The 25,925-nt window shown below is 43.3% G+C and carries 18 protein-coding genes; 13 read left to right on the top strand and 5 right to left on the bottom strand.

Annotated features, from left to right (window positions below; genetic code table 11):
* Nucleotides 1-61: 61 nt before the first annotated feature.
* Nucleotides 62-1,705, bottom strand: a complete 1,644-nt coding sequence (locus CTT30_RS19925) for a sigma-54-dependent Fis family transcriptional regulator (protein ID WP_239874557.1) — start codon at nucleotides 1,703-1,705, stop codon at nucleotides 62-64.
* Nucleotides 1,692-4,364, bottom strand: a complete 2,673-nt coding sequence (gene tssH, locus CTT30_RS19920) for a type VI secretion system ATPase TssH (protein ID WP_239863941.1) — start codon at nucleotides 4,362-4,364, stop codon at nucleotides 1,692-1,694. The genes CTT30_RS19925 and tssH overlap by 14 nt, the downstream gene beginning before the upstream one ends.
* A 461-nt stretch (nucleotides 4,365-4,825) precedes the next feature.
* Between tssH and CTT30_RS19915 the strand changes: the two genes are divergently transcribed.
* The 13 genes from CTT30_RS19915 to tssG all read left to right on the top strand — a co-directional run bounded on the left by CTT30_RS19915 (nucleotide 4,826) and on the right by tssG (nucleotide 20,279).
* Entirely contained in the window at nucleotides 4,826-5,344 is a 519-nt protein-coding gene (locus tag CTT30_RS19915; RefSeq protein WP_239863942.1) for an Hcp family type VI secretion system effector, read from the top strand.
* Nucleotides 5,345-5,415: 71 nt separating this feature from the next.
* Complete coding sequence (locus CTT30_RS19910) at nucleotides 5,416-7,509, top strand: type VI secretion system Vgr family protein (RefSeq protein ID WP_252036758.1); 2,094 nt, start codon at nucleotides 5,416-5,418, stop codon at nucleotides 7,507-7,509.
* Nucleotides 7,509-7,994 carry a hypothetical protein gene (locus CTT30_RS19905; RefSeq protein WP_239835244.1) on the top strand — a complete coding sequence of 162 codons (486 nt, stop codon included), beginning with the start codon at nucleotides 7,509-7,511 and terminating at the stop codon, nucleotides 7,992-7,994. The genes CTT30_RS19910 and CTT30_RS19905 overlap by 1 nt, the downstream gene beginning before the upstream one ends.
* Before the next feature lie 20 nt (nucleotides 7,995-8,014).
* Nucleotides 8,015-9,334: a hypothetical protein gene (locus CTT30_RS19900; protein ID WP_252036757.1), complete on the top strand. Its 1,320-nt coding sequence runs from the start codon at nucleotides 8,015-8,017 to the stop codon at nucleotides 9,332-9,334.
* Nucleotides 9,315-10,298 carry a DUF2169 family type VI secretion system accessory protein gene (locus CTT30_RS19895; RefSeq protein ID WP_252036756.1) on the top strand — a complete coding sequence of 328 codons (984 nt, stop codon included), beginning with the start codon at nucleotides 9,315-9,317 and terminating at the stop codon, nucleotides 10,296-10,298. Before CTT30_RS19900 ends, CTT30_RS19895 begins: the two co-directional genes overlap by 20 nt.
* Nucleotides 10,295-11,248, top strand: coding sequence for a hypothetical protein (locus CTT30_RS19890; RefSeq protein ID WP_252036755.1), 954 nt, complete (start codon nucleotides 10,295-10,297; stop codon nucleotides 11,246-11,248). Before CTT30_RS19895 ends, CTT30_RS19890 begins: the two co-directional genes overlap by 4 nt.
* Before the next feature lie 212 nt (nucleotides 11,249-11,460).
* Complete coding sequence (locus CTT30_RS19885) at nucleotides 11,461-13,455, top strand: serine/threonine protein kinase (RefSeq protein WP_252036754.1); 1,995 nt, start codon at nucleotides 11,461-11,463, stop codon at nucleotides 13,453-13,455.
* 3 nt (nucleotides 13,456-13,458) lie between these two features.
* Entirely contained in the window at nucleotides 13,459-15,024 is a 1,566-nt protein-coding gene (gene tssA, locus CTT30_RS19880; RefSeq protein WP_252036753.1) for a type VI secretion system protein TssA, read from the top strand.
* A 26-nt stretch (nucleotides 15,025-15,050) separates the two neighbouring features.
* The gene (gene tssB, locus CTT30_RS19875) at nucleotides 15,051-15,560 is read left to right on the top strand and encodes a type VI secretion system contractile sheath small subunit (protein ID WP_239835238.1); all 510 of its coding nucleotides are present in this window, start codon (nucleotides 15,051-15,053) and stop codon (nucleotides 15,558-15,560) included.
* A gap of 9 nt (nucleotides 15,561-15,569) precedes the next feature.
* Nucleotides 15,570-17,045, top strand: coding sequence for a type VI secretion system contractile sheath large subunit (tssC, locus tag CTT30_RS19870; RefSeq protein WP_239835237.1), 1,476 nt, complete (start codon nucleotides 15,570-15,572; stop codon nucleotides 17,043-17,045).
* A 62-nt stretch (nucleotides 17,046-17,107) separates the two neighbouring features.
* Nucleotides 17,108-17,518: a type VI secretion system baseplate subunit TssE gene (gene tssE / locus CTT30_RS19865; RefSeq protein WP_099608287.1), complete on the top strand. Its 411-nt coding sequence runs from the start codon at nucleotides 17,108-17,110 to the stop codon at nucleotides 17,516-17,518.
* A gap of 17 nt (nucleotides 17,519-17,535) precedes the next feature.
* Nucleotides 17,536-19,284, top strand: coding sequence for a type VI secretion system baseplate subunit TssF (gene tssF, locus CTT30_RS19860; RefSeq protein ID WP_239863952.1), 1,749 nt, complete (start codon nucleotides 17,536-17,538; stop codon nucleotides 19,282-19,284).
* On the top strand, nucleotides 19,281-20,279 hold the full coding sequence (gene tssG / locus CTT30_RS19855; protein WP_239835234.1) for a type VI secretion system baseplate subunit TssG: 999 nt from the start codon (nucleotides 19,281-19,283) through the stop codon (nucleotides 20,277-20,279). The genes tssF and tssG overlap by 4 nt, the downstream gene beginning before the upstream one ends.
* Nucleotides 20,280-20,364: 85 nt before the next feature.
* Here tssG and CTT30_RS19850 read toward each other — a convergent pair whose 3' ends face one another.
* From CTT30_RS19850 to CTT30_RS19840, 3 genes are read right to left on the bottom strand one after another with little or no spacing between them, the layout of a single operon-like run.
* Nucleotides 20,365-20,817, bottom strand: a complete 453-nt coding sequence (locus tag CTT30_RS19850) for an Lrp/AsnC family transcriptional regulator (protein ID WP_239835233.1) — start codon at nucleotides 20,815-20,817, stop codon at nucleotides 20,365-20,367.
* Between the two features lie 38 nt (nucleotides 20,818-20,855).
* A complete protein-coding gene (tssM, locus tag CTT30_RS19845; RefSeq protein WP_252036752.1) occupies nucleotides 20,856-24,251 on the bottom strand; it encodes a type VI secretion system membrane subunit TssM in 3,396 nt (1,131 codons plus the stop codon).
* Nucleotides 24,252-24,253: 2 nt separating this feature from the next.
* Nucleotides 24,254-25,585, bottom strand: a complete 1,332-nt coding sequence (locus CTT30_RS19840; protein WP_239874566.1) for a type VI secretion system ImpA family N-terminal domain-containing protein — start codon at nucleotides 25,583-25,585, stop codon at nucleotides 24,254-24,256.
* Nucleotides 25,586-25,925: the final 340 nt, after the last annotated feature.

Raw genomic sequence — 25,925 nt, 5'->3', positions numbered from 1 at the left:
TTTCCATGTTCTGTCCTGAAATGTGTTTAACATAGGGACTAGACATCAACACCTGCACAATTTAGCTCGTTGTGGAAATATCGTACTTCTTCATTTTGTGGCTCAATGTGCTGACAGGCAGTGATAGCTGCTCCGCCACACGTTTGATTTGCCAGTTAGAGGCATTCAGGCAGTCGAGAATGACGTTCTTCTCGTATTCGCCTACTGCTTCCTTAAGACCTTTCGAGTAATCAATAACTTCTGTAGATTCCTCTTCGGGTTCATCTTCAACGATAAGCGATGGCTCGATCTCTACCTCAATGGGCTCTGCTATTTGAGGCTCATCCACTAAGGCCTCAGCTTCACCTAGCTCTATCTGACTGATCGTTTCAAAATCCGACAGGAGCAATGCACGCTCAACGATGTTTTTTAGTTCGCGAACGTTTCCGGGGTATGAGTATTCCTGAAGCTGCTTTTGCACCTTAGCGCTAAACCCTGGCGCTTGAGCAAGGCCTAAGTTAGAAGCGCTCTGCTTTACGAAATGTTCGGCTAGCGGCAAAATATCGGCTTCACGCTCTCTCAAAGGAGGAAGGGTGATAGGGAAGACATTGAGGCGATAGAACAAGTCGGCACGGAACTCGCCATTTTTGATTTTATCCATCAAATGACAATGCGTAGCCGCGACAACACGAACATCCACCTCGACTTCTTGGCTGGCCCCAACAGGACGTACTTTGCGTTCCTGCAAAACACGCAATAGCTTAGCTTGAAGCAATAATGGCATATCACCAATTTCATCAAGGAAAAGAGTTCCGCCATGAGCAGCTTCAAACAAGCCGACCTTGTCTTTATCTGCACCGGTAAATGAACCTTTTTTGTGACCAAAAAGTTCAGACTCAAGCAATTGCTCAGGAATCGCCGCACAGTTTTGCACAATAAGGGGTTGATCGGCACGGTTGGAGTTCTCGTGGATGTATTTCGCGATGACCTCTTTACCTGCTCCTGTCTCACCTCGAAGTAAAACATCGACTGGAAGCGTCAGTACTTTCTCTAAACGACGAAGAACTTCCAGCATTTGCTCGCTTTCTGCAATCGGCCCAGTGTAGTGGCTTTGTTTGCGCTTTTTGAGGTGTTGGTTCTCACGGACTAAAGCGGCATTATCGGCACTTAGGCTTTTGATCATATAGCCGTATTCTTCAAGCCAAACGGCTTGTCGAATACTGTTTGCTGCCATATTGCAAAATGCCGTTAGCGCCGATTCATTATCTATTACGCTCAAGTCGAATAGAGCTAATAAACCAATGGTTTTACCGCTGTCATCAACGAGTGGCCATGCAAGTAGGTTGGCACTTTTGATGCCAAGCGTAAGCTCTGTCTCATAGATGGCTTCACAATCATAACCATTGTACTGATAAAGCTCGTTAATCAGAACGACTTCGCCATTCTGTATCGCGTAGTTAAACGGATCGGTTTGGCTAGTTTGATCGAACGAGAGAGCTTGCCAAGGGTGTGAAGTGAGCGCTTGTTCGTTGTGATGAACAATGCTTGGGATCAGAGCCTGACCCGTCTGATCAAGAACGTAGATGATGCCGTGTTTGGAAAACGTCATCTGACGCGCTGCAGTGAGCACCGCATCCAAAGTTTGTGCAAGCTGGGTACGATCAGCCAGAGACTGGCTGATCGCTAACAGTGCATTACTCAGATCGTTCTGATTAGCTGAACGCATAAGATAGCGTTCCTTGCTCATCGACAGAGACAGTGATCTGACTATGCGACTCGTCCTTATCGTGCACTAGTAGTTGGGTCGACAGTTGAGGAAGTAATTGGCGATTAATTACCGCATCAATATTACGTGCACCGGTTTCTGCTAAGCGACAGTTACCGAGTACGAATTCGACTAGGGTATCGTCATAGTTCAATGACAGCTTGTGATGATTCTGCAGACGCTCTGACACTTTACCCAACTTATGGTGGATGATGTCTGTCATTGCTTCGTCTGATAGAGGTACAAACGGCAATACTGACATGCGAGCAAGTAGAGCTGGCTTGAAGTGTTGGTTTAGGGTTGGGCGAATGGCTTCTGCAATTACACCAGCATCAATATCTTTAGACTGCTGTACCAGTGACTCAATTTCATGAGTTGCTAGGTTACTTGTCATGATGATTAAGGTGTTCTTAAAGTCGATTGAGCGGCCTTCACCATCGTTCAGTGTGCCTTTATCAAAGACTTGATAGAACAGGTTAAGTACCTCTGGGTCCGCTTTCTCTACTTCGTCCAATAGAACAACAGAGTATGGACGTTGACGTACCGCTTCTGTAAGCATTCCACCTTCACCATAGCCAACATAACCTGGAGGTGAACCAATCAGGCGTGAAACAGTGTGTTTCTCTTGGAACTCTGACATGTTGATGGTGGTCATAAAGCGCTCACCACCAAATAGCTGATCCGCGATAGCACGTGCAGTTTCTGTTTTACCTACACCACTTGGGCCGACAAGTAAAAACACGCCTGTTGGTGCATCTGGATTACCTAAGCCGGCTTTTGCCGTTTGGATTCCTTCAGCCAAAGCATCGATAGCGTATTCTTGGCCTTTGATATTGCTAGTGAGGCTATCTTTCAGTTTCAGAGTTGTTTCTGCTTCATCTTGAAGCATTTTACCCATAGGGATGCCAGTCCAGTCAGAGATCACGTGGCTGACTTCATCTGGGCCAACTTCAAAGTGCACCAGTGGGTTACCGCCACGAATGGCATCCAGTTGCTCTTGGCAAGCTGCAATGGCAATACGTACCGCTTCTTCATCCATTTCTGCATAAGGAGAGGTTTGCGTTTCTTCGCCTTCTTCTTCAGCATCAGCAACTTCAATTTCTTCGCCAGATACAAGCTCATGAAGACGAGTTCGCAAAGCGATCATTTCTTCAATTTGCTCTTTCTCGTTTTTCCATTGAGCTTCTTGGATTTCAAGTTCAGCTTGGGTTTCTTCCATCTTGGTTTTTAGATCTGGAATAGAAGCTAGGCTGTGTTTGTCGCCTGTTTGCTGAAGTTGGTCACGCTCAAGAGCCTCAAGTTCGCGAGTTTGAGCAGCAAGCTCTTGCTGCAAAGTTTCGACAGAAGCAGGGACGGCATTTAAGCTGATGTTGACGCGTGCACAAGCAGTATCCAGAACGTCAATGGCTTTGTCTGGCAGTTGGCGACCTGAAATGTAACGAGCAGAAAGCGCAGCTGCGGCTGTGATGGCATCATCACGAACGTAAACGTTGTGAGACTTCTCGTAAGCAGGGCGCAGACCACGGATAATCAGAGCCGCTTGCTCAGGTGATGGCTCATCGAGTTTAACCAGTTGGAAACGTCGAGCAAGCGCTGGGTCTTTCTCGAAGTATTTCTTATACTCAGACCAAGTTGTTGCTGCGATTGTTTTTACTTCACCACGGGCAAGCGCTGGCTTAAGCAGGTTTGCAGCATCACTACCGCCGGCTTGGTTACCACCGCCGACAAGCGTATGTGCTTCATCAATAAATAAGATGATTGGTGTTGGTGAATTTTTCACTTCATCTAAAACGGCATTTAGGCGCTTCTCAAATTCACCTTTGACGCTTGCACCAGCCTGAAGTAGACCCATATCTAAGCCATAAAGCTCGACACCTTTCAGGTTATCAGGCACTTCGCCTTGAACAATTTTCAGTGCCAGCCCTTCAACCACTGCCGTTTTACCCACACCCGGTTCACCCACAGCGATTGGGTTATTTTTACGACGACGAGCAAGAATATCGACGATTTGGCGAATTTCTTGGTCGCGGCAGAAAACAGGGTCTATCTCGCCTTTACGCGCTTTCCCGGTAAAGTCGGTTGTAAACTTGCTCAGTGCCGAACCTTCCTCACGAGCTTGAGTGTTCTCAGATGTTGCAACCTGAGCCTCAAGGGACTGGCTGGTCAGCTCGCCAAAGTTACGCTTTAGGCTGTCTGGGTTTACTGTTTCAAGAAGAGCAGAATATCCATGCTGTCCGTAACGTAGAGGGTTACTGACTAAGGTAAGTAGTAATGCACCAGAACGGATCTGCGTTTGAGATAGATCTAATGAAGAAACTAGCCAGCTTTCTTGTAACCATTCGATCAATAAAGCCGAAAAGACAGGTTTTCCGCCGTTACCTGTTGGGCTTGTATCTAAAGTAGAGCGAATCGATTGACGTAAAATGTTTTCCGAACAGTCGAAGTGTGCAAGCAGAACATCGAAATCACTATTCGGTCTTTCAAGCAAACTTAGCAGGAAGTGCTCAATTTGTACTTCGTTGGCCTTTTCCGATACAGCTAAAGCTGCGGCGTCTTCTAGCGCGACTTTTGCGATAGGGTGCAGACGTTGAATTAATGAAGATAGATTAATATTTATCATTGTCTTTATCGAGCTTATGGTTTGTTTAAAGTTGGCTCGAATTGTACTAAATAATAAAAGTCATTTTTTTTTCTCCGCTATTTTAACAGGTGTTTCATGGTTGTTTGTTAAGCGATATTGAATAGTTTAAAACCCTATTTTTTACATGCGGCCGTCACAATGATTGTTATTTTAGTTATTCTGTCTTAAATGGCCGTTAATAACGCTTTTTTTACTCTATTGCCAGCCGTTGTTTTACCAAGTTATCTGAGCAACAATAAATTGTTTTTAAATCACAAGAAGTTGTTAAATTTTACAATTTATTGAATTGATAGATCACGCTAATAATAATATTAACTTCATAAGTTGTTGATTTTTATGGTTTGCAAAGTTGGCACGGAGTTTGTATTAAGCTATTCGGGTCGCGGTAATAAGCGATTTGGTGAATTTAAATAAATAGAATTTTTTAGAAGGAATACAAGATGCCAACTCCTGCATATATGTCTATCACAGGCGAAACTCAAGGCGATATCACAAAAGACGCTTACTCAGCTGACTCAGTTGGTAACTCATGGCAAGAAGCTCACGTTGATGAGTTCCTAGTTCAAGAACTTGATCACGTACTAACTATTCCACGTGATCCACAAAGTGGTCAGCCAACAGGTCAACGTGTTCACAAGCCTGTAGTCGTTACTAAAGCACAAGACTGCTGTTCACCACTTCTATTCAACGCACTAGTTTCTGGTGAAAAACTGCCTGAGTGTAACATCAAGTTCTACCGTACTTCAGTACAAGGTAAGCAAGAGCATTACTACACAATCAAACTAATCGATGCTCTTCTAGTAGATATGCAAACTCGTATGGCTCACTGTCAAGATGCTGCTACTTCTGACCGTGTAACTGAAGAAGTATTGAGCTTCACTTACCGTGCTATCGAAGTAACTCACGAAGTTATGGGTAAAGGCGGTAACGACGACTGGCGTGCTCCACGCGAAGCGTAAGATCGTCTTACAGAACGCTAAGGGCCAACTTAGGTTGGCCCTGATATTATTATTTGTATCAGGTGAAAGGTATGCCAAATAACGAAGGTACGAGTGACGTAGAATTTAAATTTGAAGTTCAGGGTAGTGGTCATGAATTTCGTGTTGAAAGTTTTCAAGTAACTGAAGAACTGTCGAAACCATTTCAAGTCAGCCTCTCATTACTTTCACTTGATGCTGATATTACTTTTGATGAACTTATCCGTAAACCTGCGCTTTTGACATTATTTGGTCAGGGTGTGGGTTCTGCTCGTTTGTTCCACGGTGTCGTAAATGAAGTACGATTCCTTGGTTCAGGGCGTCGATTCTCTCGCTATCAAATTATTCTTGTTCCACAAATGTGGTTCATGACGCAGCGTCAAGACTGTCGAATTTTCCAGAATTTAGCTGCTCCAGATATCATTTCTCAAGTGCTTGATGATGCTTCAGTCACGGATTACCGCCTTGAGTTATCAGGTGTTTATCCGCCAAAAGAATATGTACTGCAGTATCGTGAAAGTGACAGCAACTTTGTCCAGCGTATGCTTGCTGAACATGGTATGTGGTACTACTTCGAGCACGCCGAAAGTAATCACACCATGGTTATCGTCGACAGTAATGATGCTATTCCGGAATTGCTCAATACGCCGATCAATGCTTCTTATGTCGGGCCACTGGTCTATCATTCAGACGCAGGTGGTGTAGCAGATCGTGAACATATTTTTGAGCTAGCAGCGATAAATCGTGTAAGGACGGGAAGTACAACTTACACAGACTATAATTATGAGCAGCCAAAGATCCCTCAGGAAATGTCCAGTGACGGTCCTTTAGATCAGGATCTTAAGCAGTTTGACTATCCTGGCCGTTATGTTGACCCAGCGATGGGGCAAGTCCGCGCTTCAGAATGGATTGCTGATCATCAGGTAGAAAATCAGCAGATCGAAGCCGAGTCGAATATCATGAGGGTCGTGCCTGGCTACAGCTTTAATATTAGCGAGCACCCACGTAGTGCGATCAACCGCGATTATACTATGCTGTCTGTCATCCATAGTGGTCATGATCCGCAAGTGCATGAAGATGAAAACAGCGGTGCTCCTACGACTTATCAGAATCAATTTATTTGTATTCCTCGAGACGTAATATTCAAAGCGCCGAAATTGCCTGCACCTATGGTGGATGGCCCACAGACAGCGGTTGTGGTCGGTCCGGCGGGTGAAGAAATCTATACAGATAAATTGGGTCGAATTAAAGTACAGTTCCACTGGGATCGATACGGTAACAATGATGAGCATGCGAGTTGTTGGATTCGTGTCAGTCAGTCTATGGCTGCGCCAACATGGGGAGCGGTGTATCTACCGCGTATTGGGCACGAGGTGGTCGTTACTTTCCTTGAAGGCGATCCTGACCGTCCGCTAGTAACTGGTGCGGTATACAATGGTTTGCATTATCCTCCGTACTCATTGCCTGAGAACAAAACGCGTACAACTTTCCGTACTCAAACGCACAAGGGCACTGGCTACAATGAGATGAGCTTTGAGGATGAAGCGAATCAGGAAGAAATTTACTTCCATGCTCAAAAAGACATGTCGACTAAGGTGCTGAACAACCGTTACCGTGAGATTGGTCAGGACGAGTTCCTGAAAGTAGGCCGTCATCAAACTAATGAAGTCTTCGGTGACCACCAAGAAACCATCGACGGACACAAAACGACTCAAGTAAACAGTACATTTACTGAAACCGTTGAGCAGGACGTTACGGTGACATATAACGCCAACGAAACTCAAACGGTTAAAAATAACTCCACACTGGATATTGGTGATAACCGCTCGACTAAGATTGGCAAAAATGATGACTTAGACGTGGGGGAAAACAGCAACTTGGCGGTCGGTGCTTCTCGCTCAGCTGACATAGGTGCTGATGATAACCTGACTATAGGCGGAAACCTGACGGTTTCGGTGAAAGGTAATACGTCATACAAAGCCGATGCCGCGACACAGGTGATCAGCGGTGACAAAATTGTTTTGAAAACTGGTGGGTCGTCTTTGGTGATGAACAGCGACGGCAGCATTAAGCTTTCCGGTTCATCCATTACGGTTGAAGGAAGCGACAAAGTGGTGATTAAGGGTGGCAACGTAGCGATTAACTAATGAAACAGCAAAAGCACCTAGAACAATTAGAGTTAGAAACACAGCAAGCCGAGCAATCGGCTTGCTTTTCCCGTTTTGGCACCATAGTCGACTTTAACGAAACTCAGGACAGTGTGAGAGTCGACTTCGAAGGTAATCCATTCGGTCAACCCCTTTCTGCCAGGTTGGGTCGTGGCTTTAGAAAGTCAGAGCTTAAACTAGCCATGGATAATAAACTAAATTGTCGTATTGAGTTTATTAATCAGGATGTTAGCCTGCCTGTGGTGACGGATATTTTCTTCTCCATGCTGAATGATGGCGATGAAGTGATAATTCGAGCAGAGAAGATGACGATAGAAACGTCACAAGAGCTCATTGTGAAGAGCGGTGATACTCAAACTCGTTACAGTGGCAGAGACGATCGAATTACGACTCAAGCTAAATATGTAACCTCACAGGCTGAAAAAGCCCAGAAAATTCAGGGCGGAACGGTTGCTATCAACTAAGCAATTTACGCAGATAGAGTATGAGACAGAGAATTACCAAAGAGCAGCTTAACTCAGCGTTAAATGATCAAGATCTTGCCAAAGCAATGGAGAAGCTAGACTCTCATATTGCTCAGTTAAGTGCTTTGAAGCCAGTATGGCTTGAGTTTTGTCATGAGAAATCGGGTCTAGCCACAGAGTCACTCTTTTTCCTTTTCAAGCAGTGGGTAAGGTTGCACCGTAAAGGTTACCCATCAAACAGTCAGGATTATTTACGTTTGGTAGAGCGCCAAATGTATGAAGTGAAGCAAGTCTACTTGGCATTCTATAAATTGCACCCTGGGTTGGTTTATGAGTTAAAAGAGACTTCCCCAGAACTTTTTGTGTGGTTGATGCTTGAGCCAGAGTTTGAAGCGGATCGTAACCACTTGCTCGCAGCCTTTAAGATTGCTGAATCCCTTGATGCTCATGACGCAACATTACTCATGTTGCACTCAAAAAACGCCTATTTGGATATCACTTTAGCTCAGCTTGTTGAAGGTAAGGTCTCGATGAGACAGCTATGTTTTGAGCTGATGAGGCTACGTCAGACACTAAGTATTGGTCTTGCAAAACATTGGATTAAGCATGAGTCGCTTAAAGAGCAAGAGGTACATCCAGTGCTTGCTAAGTTTGACGTTGAAGACAGCATTGAATGGATCAATGAAATCCACAATGATGAAAAATACTTATTTGAATTATTGCTGTGTAAACATGACCGAGGCACATGGTTTAGAAAGCGTTTTGGTGTTCAAGAGCAAGGGTTACCCAGTGAAAATGTTGCAACCTACGCGAAGTTACTTGAACTAGTGGAGTTTAACCAGTTTGATCCAACAACTGACATGGCTCCAGTTCAGATGGTATTGACCGGCCGCCCAGAATGGATTTCTTCAGCTGTAGAGCATGTGATGGCGCTTGATGAAGAACAGGGTGAGGAATGGCTATTTGCGCTTTATATTGTGTATGGCGATCGCTTTCCGCTAAACCCTCATGATTTAGGCGTTGAATACGAATGGGGAGAAGCGGTGGTTCGACTGGAGGATTGGTGCAAGCTTGATGGTCATCGTGTTAATAAGCCGATGCGCCTAGGCGAAACCTTGACTTATGAATCGACTGTTCTTGCGATGAAGAATATCAAAATACCAGCGAAATACCGAGATTGGATATGGCGACATCTCTGTATCCATGGGCGCATCTATATACCGTGGAGTTGGACAATGCCAGTAGCACAGCAAAACTGGCTTTTCAGTAAGATTTCCAATCAACCAGCAGCGATTGAACGATTTAACCTAAGGAACCAGAATGCAACTTTGGGATATTGAGCAAACGACAGATTTGCAAACAAAAGGTCGTTTTCAGCGTGACGAAAATGGGCATGAAGTCTGGGTGCTGACGGCGAAACGTCAATGGAATTTAAACGAAAAAGTTTGGCAAGAAGTCCTTGCCGAAGAGATTCATGATGATCCTGTGTATTTAGGTGAACCGGGTTTATCGGCCATGAAAATTGATCACGAGTTTCCAGTCTCAAAGCAGAATACGGATGTGCTGGTTTACGGAAAAGCCAGAGCCTATGCAAAACGCCCAGTGACCTATCATGAGTGTCGAATACTCATTGATAGTCATATCGACAAAACGATTGCAGTACACGGTGAGAGACAGTGGGTTGAGCATGGTGGTAGTGTGACGGTTTCTCTCCCTAAAGCTTATGTCGAGGCGGAAATTGACTATTCAAGAGCTTTGGGTGGTGATGAGCGAAATCGTCTTGGTTCAGGCGTGGCTAAAAGTAGCTCGGAGCTGTTGGAAAGAGCGGTTCCATCGGTGTTTTTTCCTAATGAGGATTGGGGGCCAAATACGAAAAACTTACGTGTGGCTGGTCTTGGGCCTGTTCCGCCTTTTTTTTCCGAGAGAATGCAATACGCAGGTACTTTTGATGATAAGTGGCAAGAGTCTCGACGCCCTCTGTTACCGGAAGATTTTAATCGCAGGTTTTACCAGTCAGCGCCTGCAGATCAGCAATGTAATGGTTTTTTAGAAGGAGGAGAGCGTCTGATGATGAGTGGGTTTTCTCATGATGACGTTTTTTCTTTCCGTATTCCATCAGAAAAGTATGTTGCAGTGGCTGATTTTGGTGAAGAAAAATTTAGGATCCCAATGGCGATGTATACCGTATTTATCGATACAGAAGCAAAACGCCTGACGATCAGTTACAGCGCGTCTTTCCCATGTCAGGCTAAAGAGCATTTGCTCGTTTCCTCCAAGGTACTCAAAGTAGGAGAGAAAGTATGAGTAATGTTTATGGTCGATATGTTTTGGATGTTGATGTACTGACCCCAATGGGGATGAATTTAGATATTTCATTGGCAGTAGCTAAAGCGGATTTAGCTCGCTTTAATCAGCAAGCTGATGAAAACGGAATCGATAAGTATACTTACGCCAAAGCTGACTTTATTAAAGGAGAGGAGAAGCAAGACAGGGCTGTCGATATGATCGATACACTGCTTTCTTCTATGTTAAGTAAGTTACCGAAAACTCTTAAACCTGTTCCTGTCATAATTTCTGTCCCAGAGTCGATAGAAAATAACCGTTTACTTAGTTGGATAGAAGAAAGTGAGCATGCTAAGTGGCTATCAAAGATCGATATCTCCCATGTAGGTGGTCCCCGATTTATTCATGACTCATTAAGCGTGCTCAACCAACAAGATGCGGTAATTTGTATTGCTGTTGATTCTCTATTTTGTGATTTGGATTCGCTCATTGCAGAGTCCAAAGTCATGGGAAGTCAAAATCCTTGGGGGCTAATTCCCAGTGAAGGGGGAGCAGGTGTCATTTTCACTAAAAAAAACATTATTGAGACCCTCAAATTGAAACCTATTGCTTCATTAGAATACTTTATTGCTGAGTGGAACACGTCAGATCGCAGAGGCATGATGCGTTTAGTTCGCAAGGCTGGTGAAGCGTTTGAACATTTAGGCCGTGTTTATTCAGATATGAATAACTCTAGGAATAATACGGAAGATTATGGTTTCGCTTTAGGAGCACGAGCAGAGAAATTCACTAACCCGCAACAGCCTTTTCTTATCAATGATTTATGGGGGACGCTAGGTCAATCATCAGCGATGGCTTTGCTTGGTAGTTTCACTCAAGTGCACAAATCATCTGACTCTGCATCTTTGTTCATGTATGGGCTAAATGGCGATCGTGGCTTATTAAGAATGTCTTTGTGTGACTATAAGTAACCGATGCTAAGCTGTGCCATGATATGGCTCCCAGCTAATAATAGATTTATATTTAAGCTGTCAAAGAGAAACATGTTTTATCGGTTCTACCGTCATTCTGACTAAATTGATAGATATAGTGGGCTTTTTATTTTTACACAGTTGAAAAACAATATTCAAAATAATTAATATGCCCCCCTAGTTATTATTATTAGTTGGCTAAAGAGTAAAACGTGTCTGATCAAAATGGATCAAGCGACAGCTATATCAATCAATTAGTTCATAAAGCGATTGAGAGAAAAAAACAGTTAGAGCAGCAGGAAGCACAAAGAAATAAGCCTAAGTTGGAATATGTTTTATTCTCTCAATTCGATGTACTGGAGTCTTTTCCTTCAAAAAATGGTAATACGACATTGTACCACCTCGCGAAGCAAGGTGAGCCTGATAAGCAGGTCTGTTGTAAAGTTGCCAATGAAGGGACATCTAGTCACGAACACTCGCTACTGGTTGGTGAAGCAAGCAAGCTTGAAATCTCTCAACACCCTAGCGTTGCTGACTTTATTAAGATCGGCAATGAGTTTGATCGCCCTTACATCATGTATGAATGGATACATGGTGAGTCTCTTGCTGAGAAAATAGAAAGACACTCAAAGAAAGGCTTTAGACACGATCATATTGCTTGGCTCGTTTATCAGCTCGCTGGTGCGCTAGAGTATATGCATACCCGAGGTGTCTGCCATTTAGATATTAAACCTGCGAATGTACTTGTTGGCGAAGATGATAGCGTTAAGCTAATCGATTTTGGCGCGGCTCGTTATACAGATGAATCGCAAGGGCCAGCAGAAGTAAGCATGAATTATGCTTCACCAATGTACGTCGAAAGCGGTATTGCTAAGCCTCAGGACGATGTCTACTCTTTAGCCTTGTTGACAGGTCATCTCTTCTTGGGATCATCTTATGGTGATGTTTGGCGTCAGTTATTAGGTCAAAACAAGCGCTGCCAATTGATTCCAAAACATGTCTGGTCACTGCTTAAAAATGTCATCAACAAACCTAGAGAGCATGGCTATACCGCGATCTCTTTTGCGCAGGCACTTGCTCGTATCGATACACAGGCACTCAAATCCGATAACAGTGCTCCAATCTTTTCGAATTTACGAAACGCTGATCTTGTCTTAACGCAGCACAGTGTGGCGGATAAATTTGCATTGGGTCGGTTTAAGTATTTGGAAGCAGCGTTAGTGGCATCCGTTGTATTGGTTACTGGTACCTACTTTTATGATTATTTGCAGCCAGAATGGAAGCCTTCAGCAAAGCCAGGTTTTACTGATCCGTCGGTGTTAGTCAATAAAATTAAGCCAGCTCAAACCGCCTCATTTCTTGCTCAGCCTCCGTGGGAGATTGAGTACGCACTGGATGATATGTCGAATGATGTGGTTATGATGGCACCTTACCGCGATGCATATCGAGTCCAACAAACCAAATTACTTAATGTCTATCAGAATAATGAAGAATCTTTGAATGAGCGCAGGGAAGTGGCGAGTCATATTCCAGTTGCATTGAGGGACATCCGTACTCAGCTCGTATCACTCCATGAGAATCTAAATAACGATGGCGTGTTGTTTGCTAAATCCGAACGCTCTTTTAATCAGGTGATGTCAAATCTTAACAAGCTGACCATTGAAGCTCAGAAAGTGACAAATTACTTAGGTAAACCAGATTCTGAGTTAGTGAACTTGATTTTAAATGGTCGTGCCAAAGCGGTAGATGACTACATGAAAACTGCATGGGCGAATCACCAAGCTGAGTCGTATTATTACAGTCAAGTTTTGCCTAATAACGTATTGAATAAAGTTTATGCAACGATTGATGCAAATGCAGAGCAGCATTATTACACTCGCGCAATCGAACAAGCAGAAGCGGCAAAGCAGTATTACGGAAGCACTCCAGATTTAAACGCGAAGATCCGAGCTTTAAAAGTTGCTCGTAGTGAGTACATTCTTTTCAGCACAGTGACGGAACAGGCCATATTTGAAAATGCGAAGCTCAATGCTTCTCTCAACGATTTAGAAGTGAATGCGCCGAAAAAATTCAGCGAAGTGACTGAGTTGCTGAACAGTATGGCAAGCGATGCGATTCGAAAAAGTCATAAAAAGTCTAAGCCAGCCCGTGGTGCATTGGCTGTAAAACGTGCGATTCATGACTACCAGCCGGATGCAAGGAGCTAAGTGATGTCTGAAGAAATTAATACGCTCCTTGAACCAATCAATGACGCTTCGCCTGCGGGTGAAGACGCGCGTTATGAGTTCAGCTTCGAAATGATGGAAGCTGAAGTCAAAAAATTCGGCTCTTTGTTTGGCGAAACGGTCGATTGGGCTGTAGTTCAAAATCATGCAACCGAAGTCATCACTAAGCACAGCAAAGATTTTAAAGCGATGTGTTACCTGACGCGTTCTCTTGTTGAAAGTGAGGGCTTACAGGGGTTAGAGCAAGGCCTTTCATTGCTGGCCGAGTCGTTGGTTCGCTTTGGCTCTGATTTATACCCGCGCAGAAAGCGCGGCCGAGACGGTGCTGTAGAGTGGCTTAATCATCAGCTTAAGCTTGCTCTGCCTAAGCTACCGAACGAGCAACTTTCATGGGATGCGCTATCACGTTGTAATGATGCAGTGGAAGAGATTCAACGCCATTTTGATGAAGTATTCCAAGATTCTGAGGCGGATTTCTTTGAATTGCGTAGTGAGCTAAATCGTCTACTTCAATCCGCAGGAGTTGACGAGGCACATGCGGTATCTTCTGAGCCAGAGGCTGAACAGGCTCCAATTGAAGTTTCACAACCTAAACCTGAAAGTCAACCTTTACCAGAGCCAACGCAAGCTAAGCCTGTAGTTGCTAAACCAAGTACTGTGAAACCTGTAAGTCGACCGCAAAGAGAAGTGGATGTCGACACCGACTTTTCTTCACCTACAGCTTCTAAACGAACGCTGAAAAAGGTAGCGGAAATGATTTTGGGCTCCGAGCCTGAACTGCCGCTCTCTTACCGTATTCACAGACATTTGACTTGGTCAGACATCGAAGAGTTGCCAGACCATCAGAACAATGAAACGCCTTTAATTCTTGCTGTGTCTCAGGACAAACAATCCGAATATCGAGACAAAGCAAAGCAAGAAAGTGATATTGATACTATTAAACGACTAGAGCGTACTTTGACCGATGCGCCTTTCTGGCTTACTGGTCATTACTATGTTTATCAGATGCTCAAAAATTTGAGTCTTGAAGAGGCGGCGCAAGCAGTATCTGAAGAGGTTAAAGCTTTCGCCCAATCTTTACCGGGCATTGAGGCTCTGTCATTCAAAAATTCGATTCCATTTGCCAACGAAGCAACGGTTGAGTGGCTTAATAAAGCAAGCTCATCAACGTCCAGTGCAGGTCAACAAATGTTACCTAGTGTGGTCGTGCAAGAAGGCGATTTGGTGTCAATGGACGATGTTACTCTCGAAAACTTGGGAGAACGCGTAGCTGAAGTTGCACAAAACTTAGAACTAGATAGTTCTGGGCGAGGGCAGTTCATGCTGCATTTACAAATCGTGAAAGCTTACCAAGCTGTTGGACTTTACGCGCTCTGTTTACCTTATCTTGAAAAGTTATGGTCTATCAGGGACGAAATGCGCCTGAGCAGCTGGGAACCACACCTTTCTTTGCAATTAGATGAATTAACTCAAAAAATTCTGAAGCAGCTGTATCCAAGCAAGGAGCTGTTGCCTGCAAAGTTTGAGGAGTGGGAGTCAATCTATAACTAACTACACAATTAGATAAGGAACTAATTATGTCACGCGATGGCTCGGTAGCTCCTAAAGAGCGAATTAATATCCGTTATGTTCCAGCAACTGGTGATGCGCAAGAAGACGTTGAACTGCCGCTGAATATGATGGTTGTTGGTGACTTTACAGCACGCTCTGATGAGACACCAATCGAAGAACGTACGCCAATCAACATTGACAAAGACAACTTTGACGAGGTTTTGGAAGGCTACGCGCCAAATCTAAAAGTTAACGTTGAAAACCGTCTTACTGATGAAGAAGGTGCACAGCTTGGCGTTGATCTAACGTTTACGAACATGAAGGACTTCTCCCCTGAGGCGATTGCTAAAAGTGTTCCAGAACTAAACAGCCTACTAGAGCTTCGTGAAGCACTGGTTGCGTTGAAAGGCCCACTAGGTAACGTTCCTGCTTTCCGTAAGAAGATCGCTGCCGTTCTTCAGGACGAAGAAGCTCGTAAGAAACTACTAGAAGAACTCAGCCTTGGTGAGAGCCAAGATGCTGAAAAGGCTGAATAAGAGGGTATTATGACAGCAGAAGCACAAGCTCCAGAACAAGAAGCGGCGTTAGCCGAGTCTGGTTCTCTTCTGGACAGCATTCTTAATGAAACACGACTAAAGCCAAGTGATGAAGGTTTTGACGTAGCCAAGCGTGGTGTTGAAGCGTTCATCGGTGAACTTTTAAGCAATAACTCTGCTGAGAAAGTTGACCAATCCTTGGTTGATCTTATGATCAGCGAGATTGATCAGAAGTTGTCTAAGCAGGTAGATGCCATTCTTCACAACGAAGAAGTGCAAGCTATCGAGTCTACGTGGCGTGGTCTTAAGTACTTGGTTGATCACACTGATTTCCGTGAAAACATCCTTATTGAATTGATTTCAGCGAAGAAAGACGAAATGCTGGATGACTTTGAGGATGCGCCTGAAGTAGTGAAATCTGGCCTCTATAAGCAGATCTATACGCGTGAATATGGTCAATTTGGTGGTAAGCCAGTGGGTGCAGTTATCTGTGATTACCAGCTGACTTCTTCTAGCCCAGATATCAAGCTTATGGAATACATGGCAAATGTTGGTGCAATGTCACATGCACCATTTATTACGTCTGCCTCTTCTAAGTTCTTTGGTCTGGATAGCTATGAAGAGCTACCAAACATGAAAGATCTTAAGTCTGTATTCGAAGGGCCACAATACACGAAATGGCGTGGTCTACGTGAACATGAAGATTCACGCTACCTAGGCCTATGTACTTCTCGCTTTATGCTACGTAACCCTTACTCGGTTGCAGACAACCCAATTAAAGCGTTTGATTACGATGAGCTAGTGACTGACGACCATAACCACTTCTTATGGGGTAACTCTGCGTACGCAATGGCATCTAAGATCAGTGAATCTTTTGCTAAGTACCGCTGGTGTCCAAACATCATTGGTCCTCAAAGTGGTGGCGCGGTATTTGACTTGCCTGTATACAACTATGAGTCAATGGGCCAGATCGAAACCAAGATCCCAACAGAGATCCTAGTTTCTGACCGTCGTGAGTTCGAACTAGCAGAAGAAGGCTTTATCGCTTTGACGATGCGTAAAGGTTCAGATAATGCTGCGTTCTTCTCAGCAAACTCTATCCAGAAGCCTAAGGTTTATGCGAATACGCCAGAAGGCAAAAACGCGGAAATGAACTACAAGCTGGGTACACAGCTGCCGTATATGTTCATCATCAACCGTCTTGCTCACTACATCAAAGTGCTACAACGTGAGCAAATTGGCTCTTGGAAAGAGCGTTCTGATCTAGAGATCGAACTAAACAAATGGATTCGTCAGTACGTTTCTGACCAGGAAAACCCGCCAGCAGAAGTACGTGGTCGTCGCCCACTTCGCGCTGCGAAGGTTGAAGTCTCTGACGTTGAAGGCGATCCAGGCTGGTACAAAGTATCAATGTCTGTTCGTCCGCACTTCAAGTACATGGGTGCAAGCTTCGATCTGTCTCTAGTTGGTAAACTAGATCAGTAATCAGAGTGTTTATTTAAGTTTCGAGCGGCCAGCTTTGCTGGCCGCTCTTTTTGGGATTCAGTATGGAAAAAGGTTATCGCTTACTCGAACGCATAGAATTGGGTGAACCCAAAAACTGCTACGAAAAAGTTGTATCTCATAAACATCTTATAGAATCGATTCACATTCATCTCGCGGATCTGCTTAATACGCATGCCGGGAATGCAATGATAGACAATGATTATGGTCTTCCAGACTTCAATGATGTTCTAGCCAGTCAGTCAAACCTTGTGCGTCATATTCAGCAGAACATTCGCACCACTATTCATAAGTTTGAGCCTCGACTAGGCAACGTCGAAGTGACGTACAGGCAAGACTTTCATAATCCCTTACAGCTGAGTTTCGGCATCACTGGTGAGGTTTCCCACAACGGTGGTCAGGTACCAATGTCTATCAATGTGTTCATGGGCGTTGACGGTAAGTTTAACGTGTAAACTCAGGAGAAATCTTCGTGAGCAGCAGTAAATATTTTCAGGATGAACTTTCTTATCTCCGTGAAGCAGGGAGTGAGTTTGCAAAATATCACCCTAAGTTAACGAACTTTCTGGGAGAAGGCGTTTACGACCCAGATGTCGAACGTTTGCTGGAAGGTTTTGCCTTTCTAACCGGACGTATTCGAGAAAAAATTGATGATGAACTGCCGGAGTTAACTCAGTCTTTAATGACGTTGCTTTGGCCTCATTATATGCGTTCGGTACCGTCGATGTGTATTTCTGAACTCTCCCCGCATGTTGGGGGAGTGACGGAAAAAACAGTCGTGAAGCGAGGTGTTGAAATGGCCAGTGAGCAGGTTGAAGGGACGCAATGTCTATTTCGTACCTGTTACGATGTTGCTCTATATCCGGTCAGTATTACTAATGTCGAGCAATCTAATAGCCGTACCAGTTCTAATGTTGATGTGACCATTGCGGCAGAATATGGGCAAGAGTTATCTAGATTGAAGATGGACTCGCTGCGATTCTATTTGCATGGTGAGGTGCATATAACGCGTACTTTATATTTATGGTTGTTTCGCTATCTCGATTACATTGAGCTTGATGTAGGAGGCGGTTACAAGCATAAATTGCCTGCAAGCAATATAAAGCCTGTGGGTTTTGGCGATGATGAAGCGATTCTTCCTTATGGCGCTAACTCGTTTGCTGGGTATCGTTTGCTTCAAGAATATTTTTCTTTACCAGAGAAGTTCATGTTCTTTGATGTGACCGGTTTAGAATGGTTGAGTGGTATTCCTCAGCGTTCAACGGTCAAAGTCTCGTTTGTGTTTAAGAGAGCGTTACCTTCTGAAGTGGTGTTAAAGAATAAACATTTACGCTTGCACTGTACGCCGTCTGTCAATCTATTCCATAAAGATGGTGATCCTATCCGTTTGGAACACCGTCGAAGTGAATATAAAGTTCGACCACAAAGCAGTAACCAAGAGCATTATGAAGTGTACTCGATTGAGAATGTAGAGACATGGAGTAAAAACGAACGCAGTCGTAAGAAGCTTATCGAGTTTGAATCGTTTGAGCATCAGATCAATCAACGTGACAAAAGAGAATTCTATAAGACGAAAGTCTCTGAGCGAGTCAGTGGTCGTGGTCTGGAGCGCTATATCTCTTTCCATACCCATAACAGTGATATTGCAGATTTAGGCTCAGAAACGGTATTAATGAAGTTGACGTGCAGTAATGGCGATTTGGCAGAGCGTTTGTCTGTCGGCGATGTGACTTATACGTCGCACAATTCACCGACATATGCGAGCTTTACAAACATTACCAAACCAACTCAATCGGTGAGCCCACAGGTGAACGGAGAGTTGCAATGGCAATTGATTGCCAATATGTCGCTAAACTACCTTTCATTAGCAAATATTGATGTACTTAAGGTGCTTCTATCAACGTATGACTTCCATTCCCGAGTGGACCGTCAAGCCCATCGTGCATCAATACATCGCCTAGATGGAATCAAAAAAACGGAAATGAAGCCAGCAGACAGGGTATTTCGAGGCACGGCGATTCGAGGAACTCAGTTCACTCTGACAGTCGACTCTACTTACTTTGTTAATGAAGGTGATATGTTCTTGTTGGTCAGTGTATTGAATGAGTTCATTCGTTTGTATTCCAGTTTAAACTCGTTTACAGAGCTGGAAGTCTTCGACGAAAAAACGGGTGAAAACTATCATTGGCCAAGCTTAGCTGGGCAGCAAACGGTTCTATGATTAATCAAATTGAACAAGAAACTCATGAGTTTGGTTTTTTTCAAGCAGTTTCGTTGCTAGAAAAGTATTACCAATTTCAAACAGACTTTACCTATCAAGGGATCGGGCAAAATAAGTACATTGCGCAGGAGCATATTCGCTTTAGTGTTTCGCCGAGCTTAGCTTTCCCGAAAAGCGACATTGACTATGTTTCGCACTATGAAGTGGAGGGCAATCCCTACTCACGCGTAGAAGTGACTTTTCTCGGGCTTCACGGCTCGAGTTCTCCTTTGCCTTCTTCTTATACGGAGAAGTTGGCAGGACGTGATGATGAAGATAATCCAGTTAAACAGTTTTTTGACTTTTTCCATAATCGCCATATTTCATTGGTGTACCGTGTTTGGAAGAAGTATCGCTATCATATCCAGTACCTGAGTGATGCTAAGGACCCATTCTCAGGGAGGATGTTGCACCTGTTAGGGTTATCCTCCGTAATGCAGGAGGCAGAAGTCAGTGAACTGGATAGAGCCAAACTGCTCTCATACGTCAGTCAGTTATCGACCCGGACTCGCTCACCAAAGCTGATATCCGGTATTGTGGCTCATTACTTTAGCTTGCAGAATGTGACTGTCGATGAGTGGATATATCGACGTGTGGCAATTCATCAGTCGCAACGCAACAAATTGAACCATATGAATTGTGTCTTAGGGCATGATTTGCACCTGGGCAAAACACTTCCTGACCTGGTGGGTAAATTCCATCTACGTATTGAAGACATTGACTTTTCAACCTATCAAACATTTTTACCCGGTAGAGGAAACTACAAAACTCTTATTGGCTTAATGCAATTTATATTAAGAGATCCGTTAGCTTGGGATCTGATTATGAAGGTGAAACTGGATACGATTCCTAAAAACGAGCTAGGGCGGGGTGAAGGTAATCTATTGGGGCAAACAGTTTGGTTGGGTCAGCCAGAGCAAAAAGATGCTTCAATTAAGCAAATTGGTCAGTTATAAGTAAGCCGTTACGGTCGAAAACAATAAAAACCCGCGATATTCGCGGGTTTTGTTTTAATGTGTCCTACTCAAGCTTTTATAAAGATTAGCGTCGGATAGGTTGATGCAATACCACGGTGTTGTTTAGTGACTGAATGCCGTTAAACGACTCGATTTCATTACACAGGGTATGTATCGACTGAAGATCTGGCGCCTCAATGAGAGCAATAATATCGTAAGTGCCACCGACAATACTCGTCAGCCTCACTTCAGGAAGCTCTTTAAGAGCTTCCGTGACATTATTCTTCTTACCTTTCTCACAGGAGATTAGCAAGTAACTGGCTGCAGATCTGCCTTCTTGCTCAACTCTGATCTGTGCGGTATAGCCTTTAATTACACCGGTTTTCTCCAGTCGACTGATACGTTCAGCCACTGCTGTACGTGACAAGCCAATATTTCGCGATAAGTTCGCGATTGACTCTCGGCCATTAGACAAAAGGTTAGAGAGAATTTTCCGATCGAGTTTGTCTAATCCCTGAAGGTTAGTAGTTGACATCATATATCCTGCCTTACGTTGTTTTTATATGTTTACTTTTTTTATAGGTTGATGGTTTCTGGTAGAGAGAAGTTATACAACTCTGCCAAGGTAAATGGGTTCCTTTGCGAAAGTGGCTTCACTCTTAGCTTCAGGTCGCGACCTGAAACAGTGATATCACTAACAAAACTACCATCATGTTGATTTGTTAGTGTGGATTGGCCTAGTAGTCTGTAAATCGCCCACTGGCCACTCTTGCTCAGTACGTATTGTTTGCCCTCATCAGTTACATCTTGAATGGTAATACTCACGTTGAAGTCACCACTCTTAGGCGGCCACTCCAGTTCCCTAATACGACTTGGTCCGTGGTAGTAGCTCATCTGAGAATCTGCGACTTTAACCGTTGCTCGAATAGCGCTGGAGTCTAAGTCGAGAATCTTAGTACTAAATGGTATGTAGACACGGTTAGTACTTTTATTGATCAAGGTATCACGAATCACATTGTAGTTTTTGAGTTGCACCAGAAGTTCAGGTGTCAGTGGCATAGTTTCGCCTTCAACCCGTTTTGCTGTCCACAGGTTAGTATCGTAGAAAGACGCCAGGTTTTTTTGAATGAAGGTATCAATAATACCACCTGTCGAGAACAGCAGCTCAAAGTCTTCAAGTGCAATTTCCTCTTCAGCATTCAAATCAAACGGATATTTGTTCAATGCTAATTCACGATATTTGGTGTAAACCTCGCTATACCATTGAGTCTGAACGCCTTTTGCTGACTCGGCAATCATCACTGCCCAGCTTTGCTGAACCATTCCGAGTAACCAACTGCGTACTGGCTCTGGCGATTTTTGGGCAATTTGCTTCAATCGAACAATCGGATCAGCTTCTGAACTTTTCATTCGTGAGCGTGCAGCTAGCAAAGAGGCCATTTGTGGATCTGGAGAGTCCGCAATGTCTTTCATGTAAGTACGCAGGTTGCTCAGCGCAGTGACAATTTCATCCCATGGAGTAGGAGAGTTAGGCGTTTCATTGATCTGTAGTTGATTCAACTGGAAGAATGCTTGCTCGACACGTTGCATTAGCAGGTAGTCAGGTTGTACAAATTCTTCAGCAGAGTCAGTAAGTTTATCAATTGCTTCAGTTGCCGCTTTAGGCACTTTATTAGCTAATAGCTCTTTTTCGCCAACCGGAGAGAAGTGCGTATTTGAGTAAACTTGCTTCAATACAGTCGTCAGTGGTGAAGATGGACCTGAAACTAGATCGATAGCGTTCGTTAGCTCTCCAATTGAATGATATTCCTTGACCTTAAGTTCACTCAACGCATTACGCCAGTAATTGATGTAGTCGTCGGTGTACTTTTTACGAATTTGGTCTTTAAATGCTTCGTGTTCTTCTTTCGTTGGGGTGACATTTTTAGACAGGCCCAATACCCAGTTATTTGTGATCACGTCTTTTGACATCAGATCGATACGAGGGCGATAGAAAGTGCTAAAGCCAGTGGCGGTGTAAACTTTGCTAATATCAAGAAGATCTTGATCTATTTGGTCATTAAATACATTGTTGAAGTCGAAGCCTACAGCTCGTTCAAGATTCAAAGTGCCTAAGTCAATAGTGCTCGCTTGGTTAATTAATTGAGCGTAAACCAAATCGACATTGGATTCAGCTAATAGGTTACGGCGAGTTGCACGGACGATGTCCATATTAATATTGACGGGCTCAAAATCTGTTCTGAAATAGGCATTCAAGTACTTCATTGCTGTACTGACCTGTTCAGAGTCACCAATCACCTTGTTTAGAGTTGACTGTGTCTGTGCGGTCATAAAGGGTAAATCGCGTTTACTCTTTTCTCTGAGCATCAGATAGCCCTTAAGTATTGGAAGTGCTTGAATTGGCTTATCTTGATACTTAGTCAGCTGGACACGATAAGTTTGTTCAATGACAGGTACCAGCTCTTGCTGAATTGAATTCAGAAGGGTTTGGTAAGCCATTTTAGTCGCTGGCTCTAAACGGCTGACATTAAGAGAAACAAGCTCTTGATCTAATGCTTCGCTACCTTCAACCCACGCATTATATACGGGCTGAATTTGAGTGATGGCGTAGGCCAATTTCTCGTCAAGTAAGCGAGTACTGTTCGCTGACTGAGCATCCGTTTCAATGCTAAGAAGTTGGTAAATCACTCGAAGGTTACTATCAAGAGTTGTACCGAGTAGATAAGCGCCACCTGCCAGAAATACGATGGAGGCAACCATAGCTAAGCGACTCTGACGCAGGATTCTCTTAAGGTAAGTCTTATTCTCGCCAGCAAAATCAGCCTCAGGAAGGATCTGAGACTCAATCAGGAAGCGCGTAAAATAGGGCGTTTCAGATAGCTGAGTGTGTTCGGATGCAATAATAGGTAGGTTGAAGTATGTGCTACAACTTTTTGCGAGTAGGTTATATTTGCGTCCACCTTGAAGGCATGAGGAGAAGAACAACTCGCGCAGATCAAGGAAGTAGGCACCACGATTAACTTCACTTAGCCTTTGTACTACGTATTCAACTTCTTTCTGACATATTTCAAGTTGTTTAGGGAACGACAGAATCGCTTGTTTTTCCTTGGTATCGTTAGATTGAGAAGTAGAGTCCAGAGCATTCTTCTCAATGACTTTTACTAAATTGCTAAAGCTGTCACGGTAGTAGTCAACTAACACGCCTTTGGAGTCTTTCAGCGGAATAGAAAGGTACTCGACATTGTGTTTTAGTGGGCTGAGCTGAACATACTCTTTAAAGCCTTGCAACTTATCGAGCTTAGATACCACCATATAAACAGGCAAAGCAGTGCTTGTACGGTCACAGATCGAAGTGATGCGCTCTATCAGAGCGGTAAGCGCGTAATCAATTTGTTCTTCTTCAGAAATGATTAAAAACTCAAGGTCAGTAAAGAACAAACATCCCGCAAATGGTTTACGTGGGCGGCTGCGAATAACTTCGGAGACCATGGTATCCCACAGTAATGAGTCTGCCGCTGAAACCTCTTGAAATACCAAACGTTGATCTGGTTTGAGGTAAATCGCTTCGTCAGATTCATACCACTCGAAAAAGTCGTTTTTTGTAGTTCGAGACGTATCAATAGATTTAATGGCATTTGAACTGAATAAGAATTGCTTTTTGCCCGCAGCTTTATTACCTATCATCAAGTAGATAGGCTTTTTCTTTGAGCTGATAAGCAGGGGTCTTAATACTAAGCTTAGAGCTTCTTCTTCAGTTTCGAGTTGCTGGTCACGGCTTTGTTTTCTCTTCTTAACGAAAAGAGTGATTTGATATAAACAAAAGACTAAGACAATGACTGCAAGACAAATGTAGAAAATTGTTTTAGAAACAACTTCGGGGAATAAAAAGTGTACTGCAGTTAAACCACCTACCAATACTAGCGCAAGTAAAGTGGATAAGAATATCGGATGACGTATTATATTTTTTAGCATAGTTATTCAGCCACTACTTGGTTTGATGTTTGATTTTCTTGGGTTGCTTTTAATTGAGCGATCTTATGCAGATAAACATTTATAAGAATGAGTGAGCGATCCAGCTCTTCTGTGTTGTTTGTTTTTTCTGCATACTCAATGCGCCCTAATAGCGGGAATAATGAATTACTGTACTGGTAAGCGAGCTTAGTATTCGTGTCACCTGAGTCTAGTTTCAAATTGGCGATTGCAGTTCGCGCACGTGAAAAACGAGAGCTGATATCAGTGAAGTCTTTTTCTAATTGATTCTTCACTCTTTGTAGCTCTGTGGAAAGTACTTGAACGGATGAGGAGTCAGAATATAGCTCTGAGAGGTTATCTGTAAGTTGAATTAAGCTTGATATCTGACCGATCTTTTCTGGTGATTTATCTAAATCATAAACAATAGTATCGACAGTGCTAATTAAGGGCTCTTTAAGTTTATTAAGAGTATCTTTATTCTCTAGTCTCAAACTTTCTGTCACTTGGAGGAGGGTTGGGATATTGTTTGAAGCAATCTGTTGCTTGTAGCTATTTAGCATCTGTTCTTTGTGCAAATAGTAAGCGCTGAGTGAAAATATAAATAAGCCAACAACGAGTGCTATTGTCCAAACGGTAGCACGACTTTTTTCTTCTTCAGGTATTGGGGGGGCTTTCTCGGTCATCGGTGGCTTGACATTGACAGTAATACCACCTGGTACGGAAGTGTTAGCGGCGCTTTGGGTCGGTTCCTTTCTCTCATGAGCTTTTCTTTGCGCTTCTTTCTTATCTTCGAGTTCTTTGATCTCATCGATATATTGGCTAAACAGTCGGCGGATAACACCTAGTGAGGGGGCCTTGTGACCGTAGTGGAGTCTTAGCTCTTCTTCGATTCGTAAACATACTCTGTGGCCCGCTTCAAGGATAGGTCGATCTTCAACACCAATATTGAATTGTTTAACACGTCTTTCGGCATGTTCTATTAACCACTCAAATGCGCCCATTCTCGCGCTGGTTTTAGACACCTCAGGAAACGATGATGACCAGTAGACAACGCATAAATCTAAAATTGAATTTAGCCCGTCAACAAAGCCACTTAAACCGTCATTATGCGCAGATGCAACGGCATAGTAACAACCGCAACGCAAATCTTTACTTTTATTCTTAAGAATATCTTTAGATAGTTGTTGGACTTTTTTCCATGAAACTCGTCCAGTTACCTTGTTGATATTATTAATCTGCCGTTTAATTTCCTCAAACTCTTCGAGATTGTTTGGGTTTACTCCGCAAGGAGTGAGCTCGTCCACTGGCCGCCGAGCAAAGTCTGAAAAGTACATTAAATCCTACCCAAATGACGTTAATTATAAAAAGTGTTTTGTGTCTTATTTAGTAATTCTTAATTATCACGAGGAGGATTTTACGTAGGAGAAAAGTAATTTGTAGATAAGATATTGCTTAAAGCTAATTAAAGTTCATTAAATGTGACCGCTATCGTTTACTACTAAAGTTTAATTGAGAAAAAAGTAAATAGTGATGGTGTTTCATATTTACAGTATGGTTATTTATTGTCCATATTATACAGGTAAATGATTGCAATTTCGGATTTACCCTTTCTACTCATCATTTCGAGTTAAATATTGAGACTGATGATTGAATTTTGACCAATAGTTGAAATGT

The sequence above is a fragment of the Vibrio coralliilyticus genome (genome assembly GCF_024449095.1).
Lineage (GTDB): Bacteria > Pseudomonadota > Gammaproteobacteria > Enterobacterales > Vibrionaceae > Vibrio > Vibrio coralliilyticus_A.
Note: the sequence above shows the minus strand (reverse complement) of the source record. Positions and strands in the feature narration are given on the sequence as shown.

What these genes read in the sequence shown, in the direction of transcription:
- CTT30_RS19915 (WP_239863942.1), top strand. Translation starts at nt 4,826, where the DNA reads ATGCCAACTCCTGCATATATGTCTATCACAGGCGAAACTCAAGGCGAT.
- CTT30_RS19905 (WP_239835244.1), top strand. Translation starts at nt 7,509, where the DNA reads ATGAAACAGCAAAAGCACCTAGAACAATTAGAGTTAGAAACACAGCAA.
- CTT30_RS19890 (WP_252036755.1), top strand. Translation starts at nt 10,295, where the DNA reads ATGAGTAATGTTTATGGTCGATATGTTTTGGATGTTGATGTACTGACC.
- tssM (WP_252036752.1), bottom strand. Translation starts at nt 24,251, where the DNA reads ATGCTAAAAAATATAATACGTCATCCGATATTCTTATCCACTTTACTT.
- tssG (WP_239835234.1), top strand. Translation starts at nt 19,281, where the DNA reads ATGATTAATCAAATTGAACAAGAAACTCATGAGTTTGGTTTTTTTCAA.
- CTT30_RS19910 (WP_252036758.1), top strand. Translation starts at nt 5,416, where the DNA reads ATGCCAAATAACGAAGGTACGAGTGACGTAGAATTTAAATTTGAAGTT.
- CTT30_RS19925 (WP_239874557.1), bottom strand. Translation starts at nt 1,705, where the DNA reads ATGCGTTCAGCTAATCAGAACGATCTGAGTAATGCACTGTTAGCGATC.
- CTT30_RS19895 (WP_252036756.1), top strand. Translation starts at nt 9,315, where the DNA reads ATGCAACTTTGGGATATTGAGCAAACGACAGATTTGCAAACAAAAGGT.
- tssH (WP_239863941.1), bottom strand. Translation starts at nt 4,364, where the DNA reads ATGATAAATATTAATCTATCTTCATTAATTCAACGTCTGCACCCTATC.
- tssC (WP_239835237.1), top strand. Translation starts at nt 15,570, where the DNA reads ATGACAGCAGAAGCACAAGCTCCAGAACAAGAAGCGGCGTTAGCCGAG.
- CTT30_RS19850 (WP_239835233.1), bottom strand. Translation starts at nt 20,817, where the DNA reads ATGATGTCAACTACTAACCTTCAGGGATTAGACAAACTCGATCGGAAA.
- CTT30_RS19840 (WP_239874566.1), bottom strand. Translation starts at nt 25,585, where the DNA reads ATGTACTTTTCAGACTTTGCTCGGCGGCCAGTGGACGAGCTCACTCCT.
- tssB (WP_239835238.1), top strand. Translation starts at nt 15,051, where the DNA reads ATGTCACGCGATGGCTCGGTAGCTCCTAAAGAGCGAATTAATATCCGT.
- CTT30_RS19900 (WP_252036757.1), top strand. Translation starts at nt 8,015, where the DNA reads ATGAGACAGAGAATTACCAAAGAGCAGCTTAACTCAGCGTTAAATGAT.
- tssE (WP_099608287.1), top strand. Translation starts at nt 17,108, where the DNA reads ATGGAAAAAGGTTATCGCTTACTCGAACGCATAGAATTGGGTGAACCC.
- tssA (WP_252036753.1), top strand. Translation starts at nt 13,459, where the DNA reads ATGTCTGAAGAAATTAATACGCTCCTTGAACCAATCAATGACGCTTCG.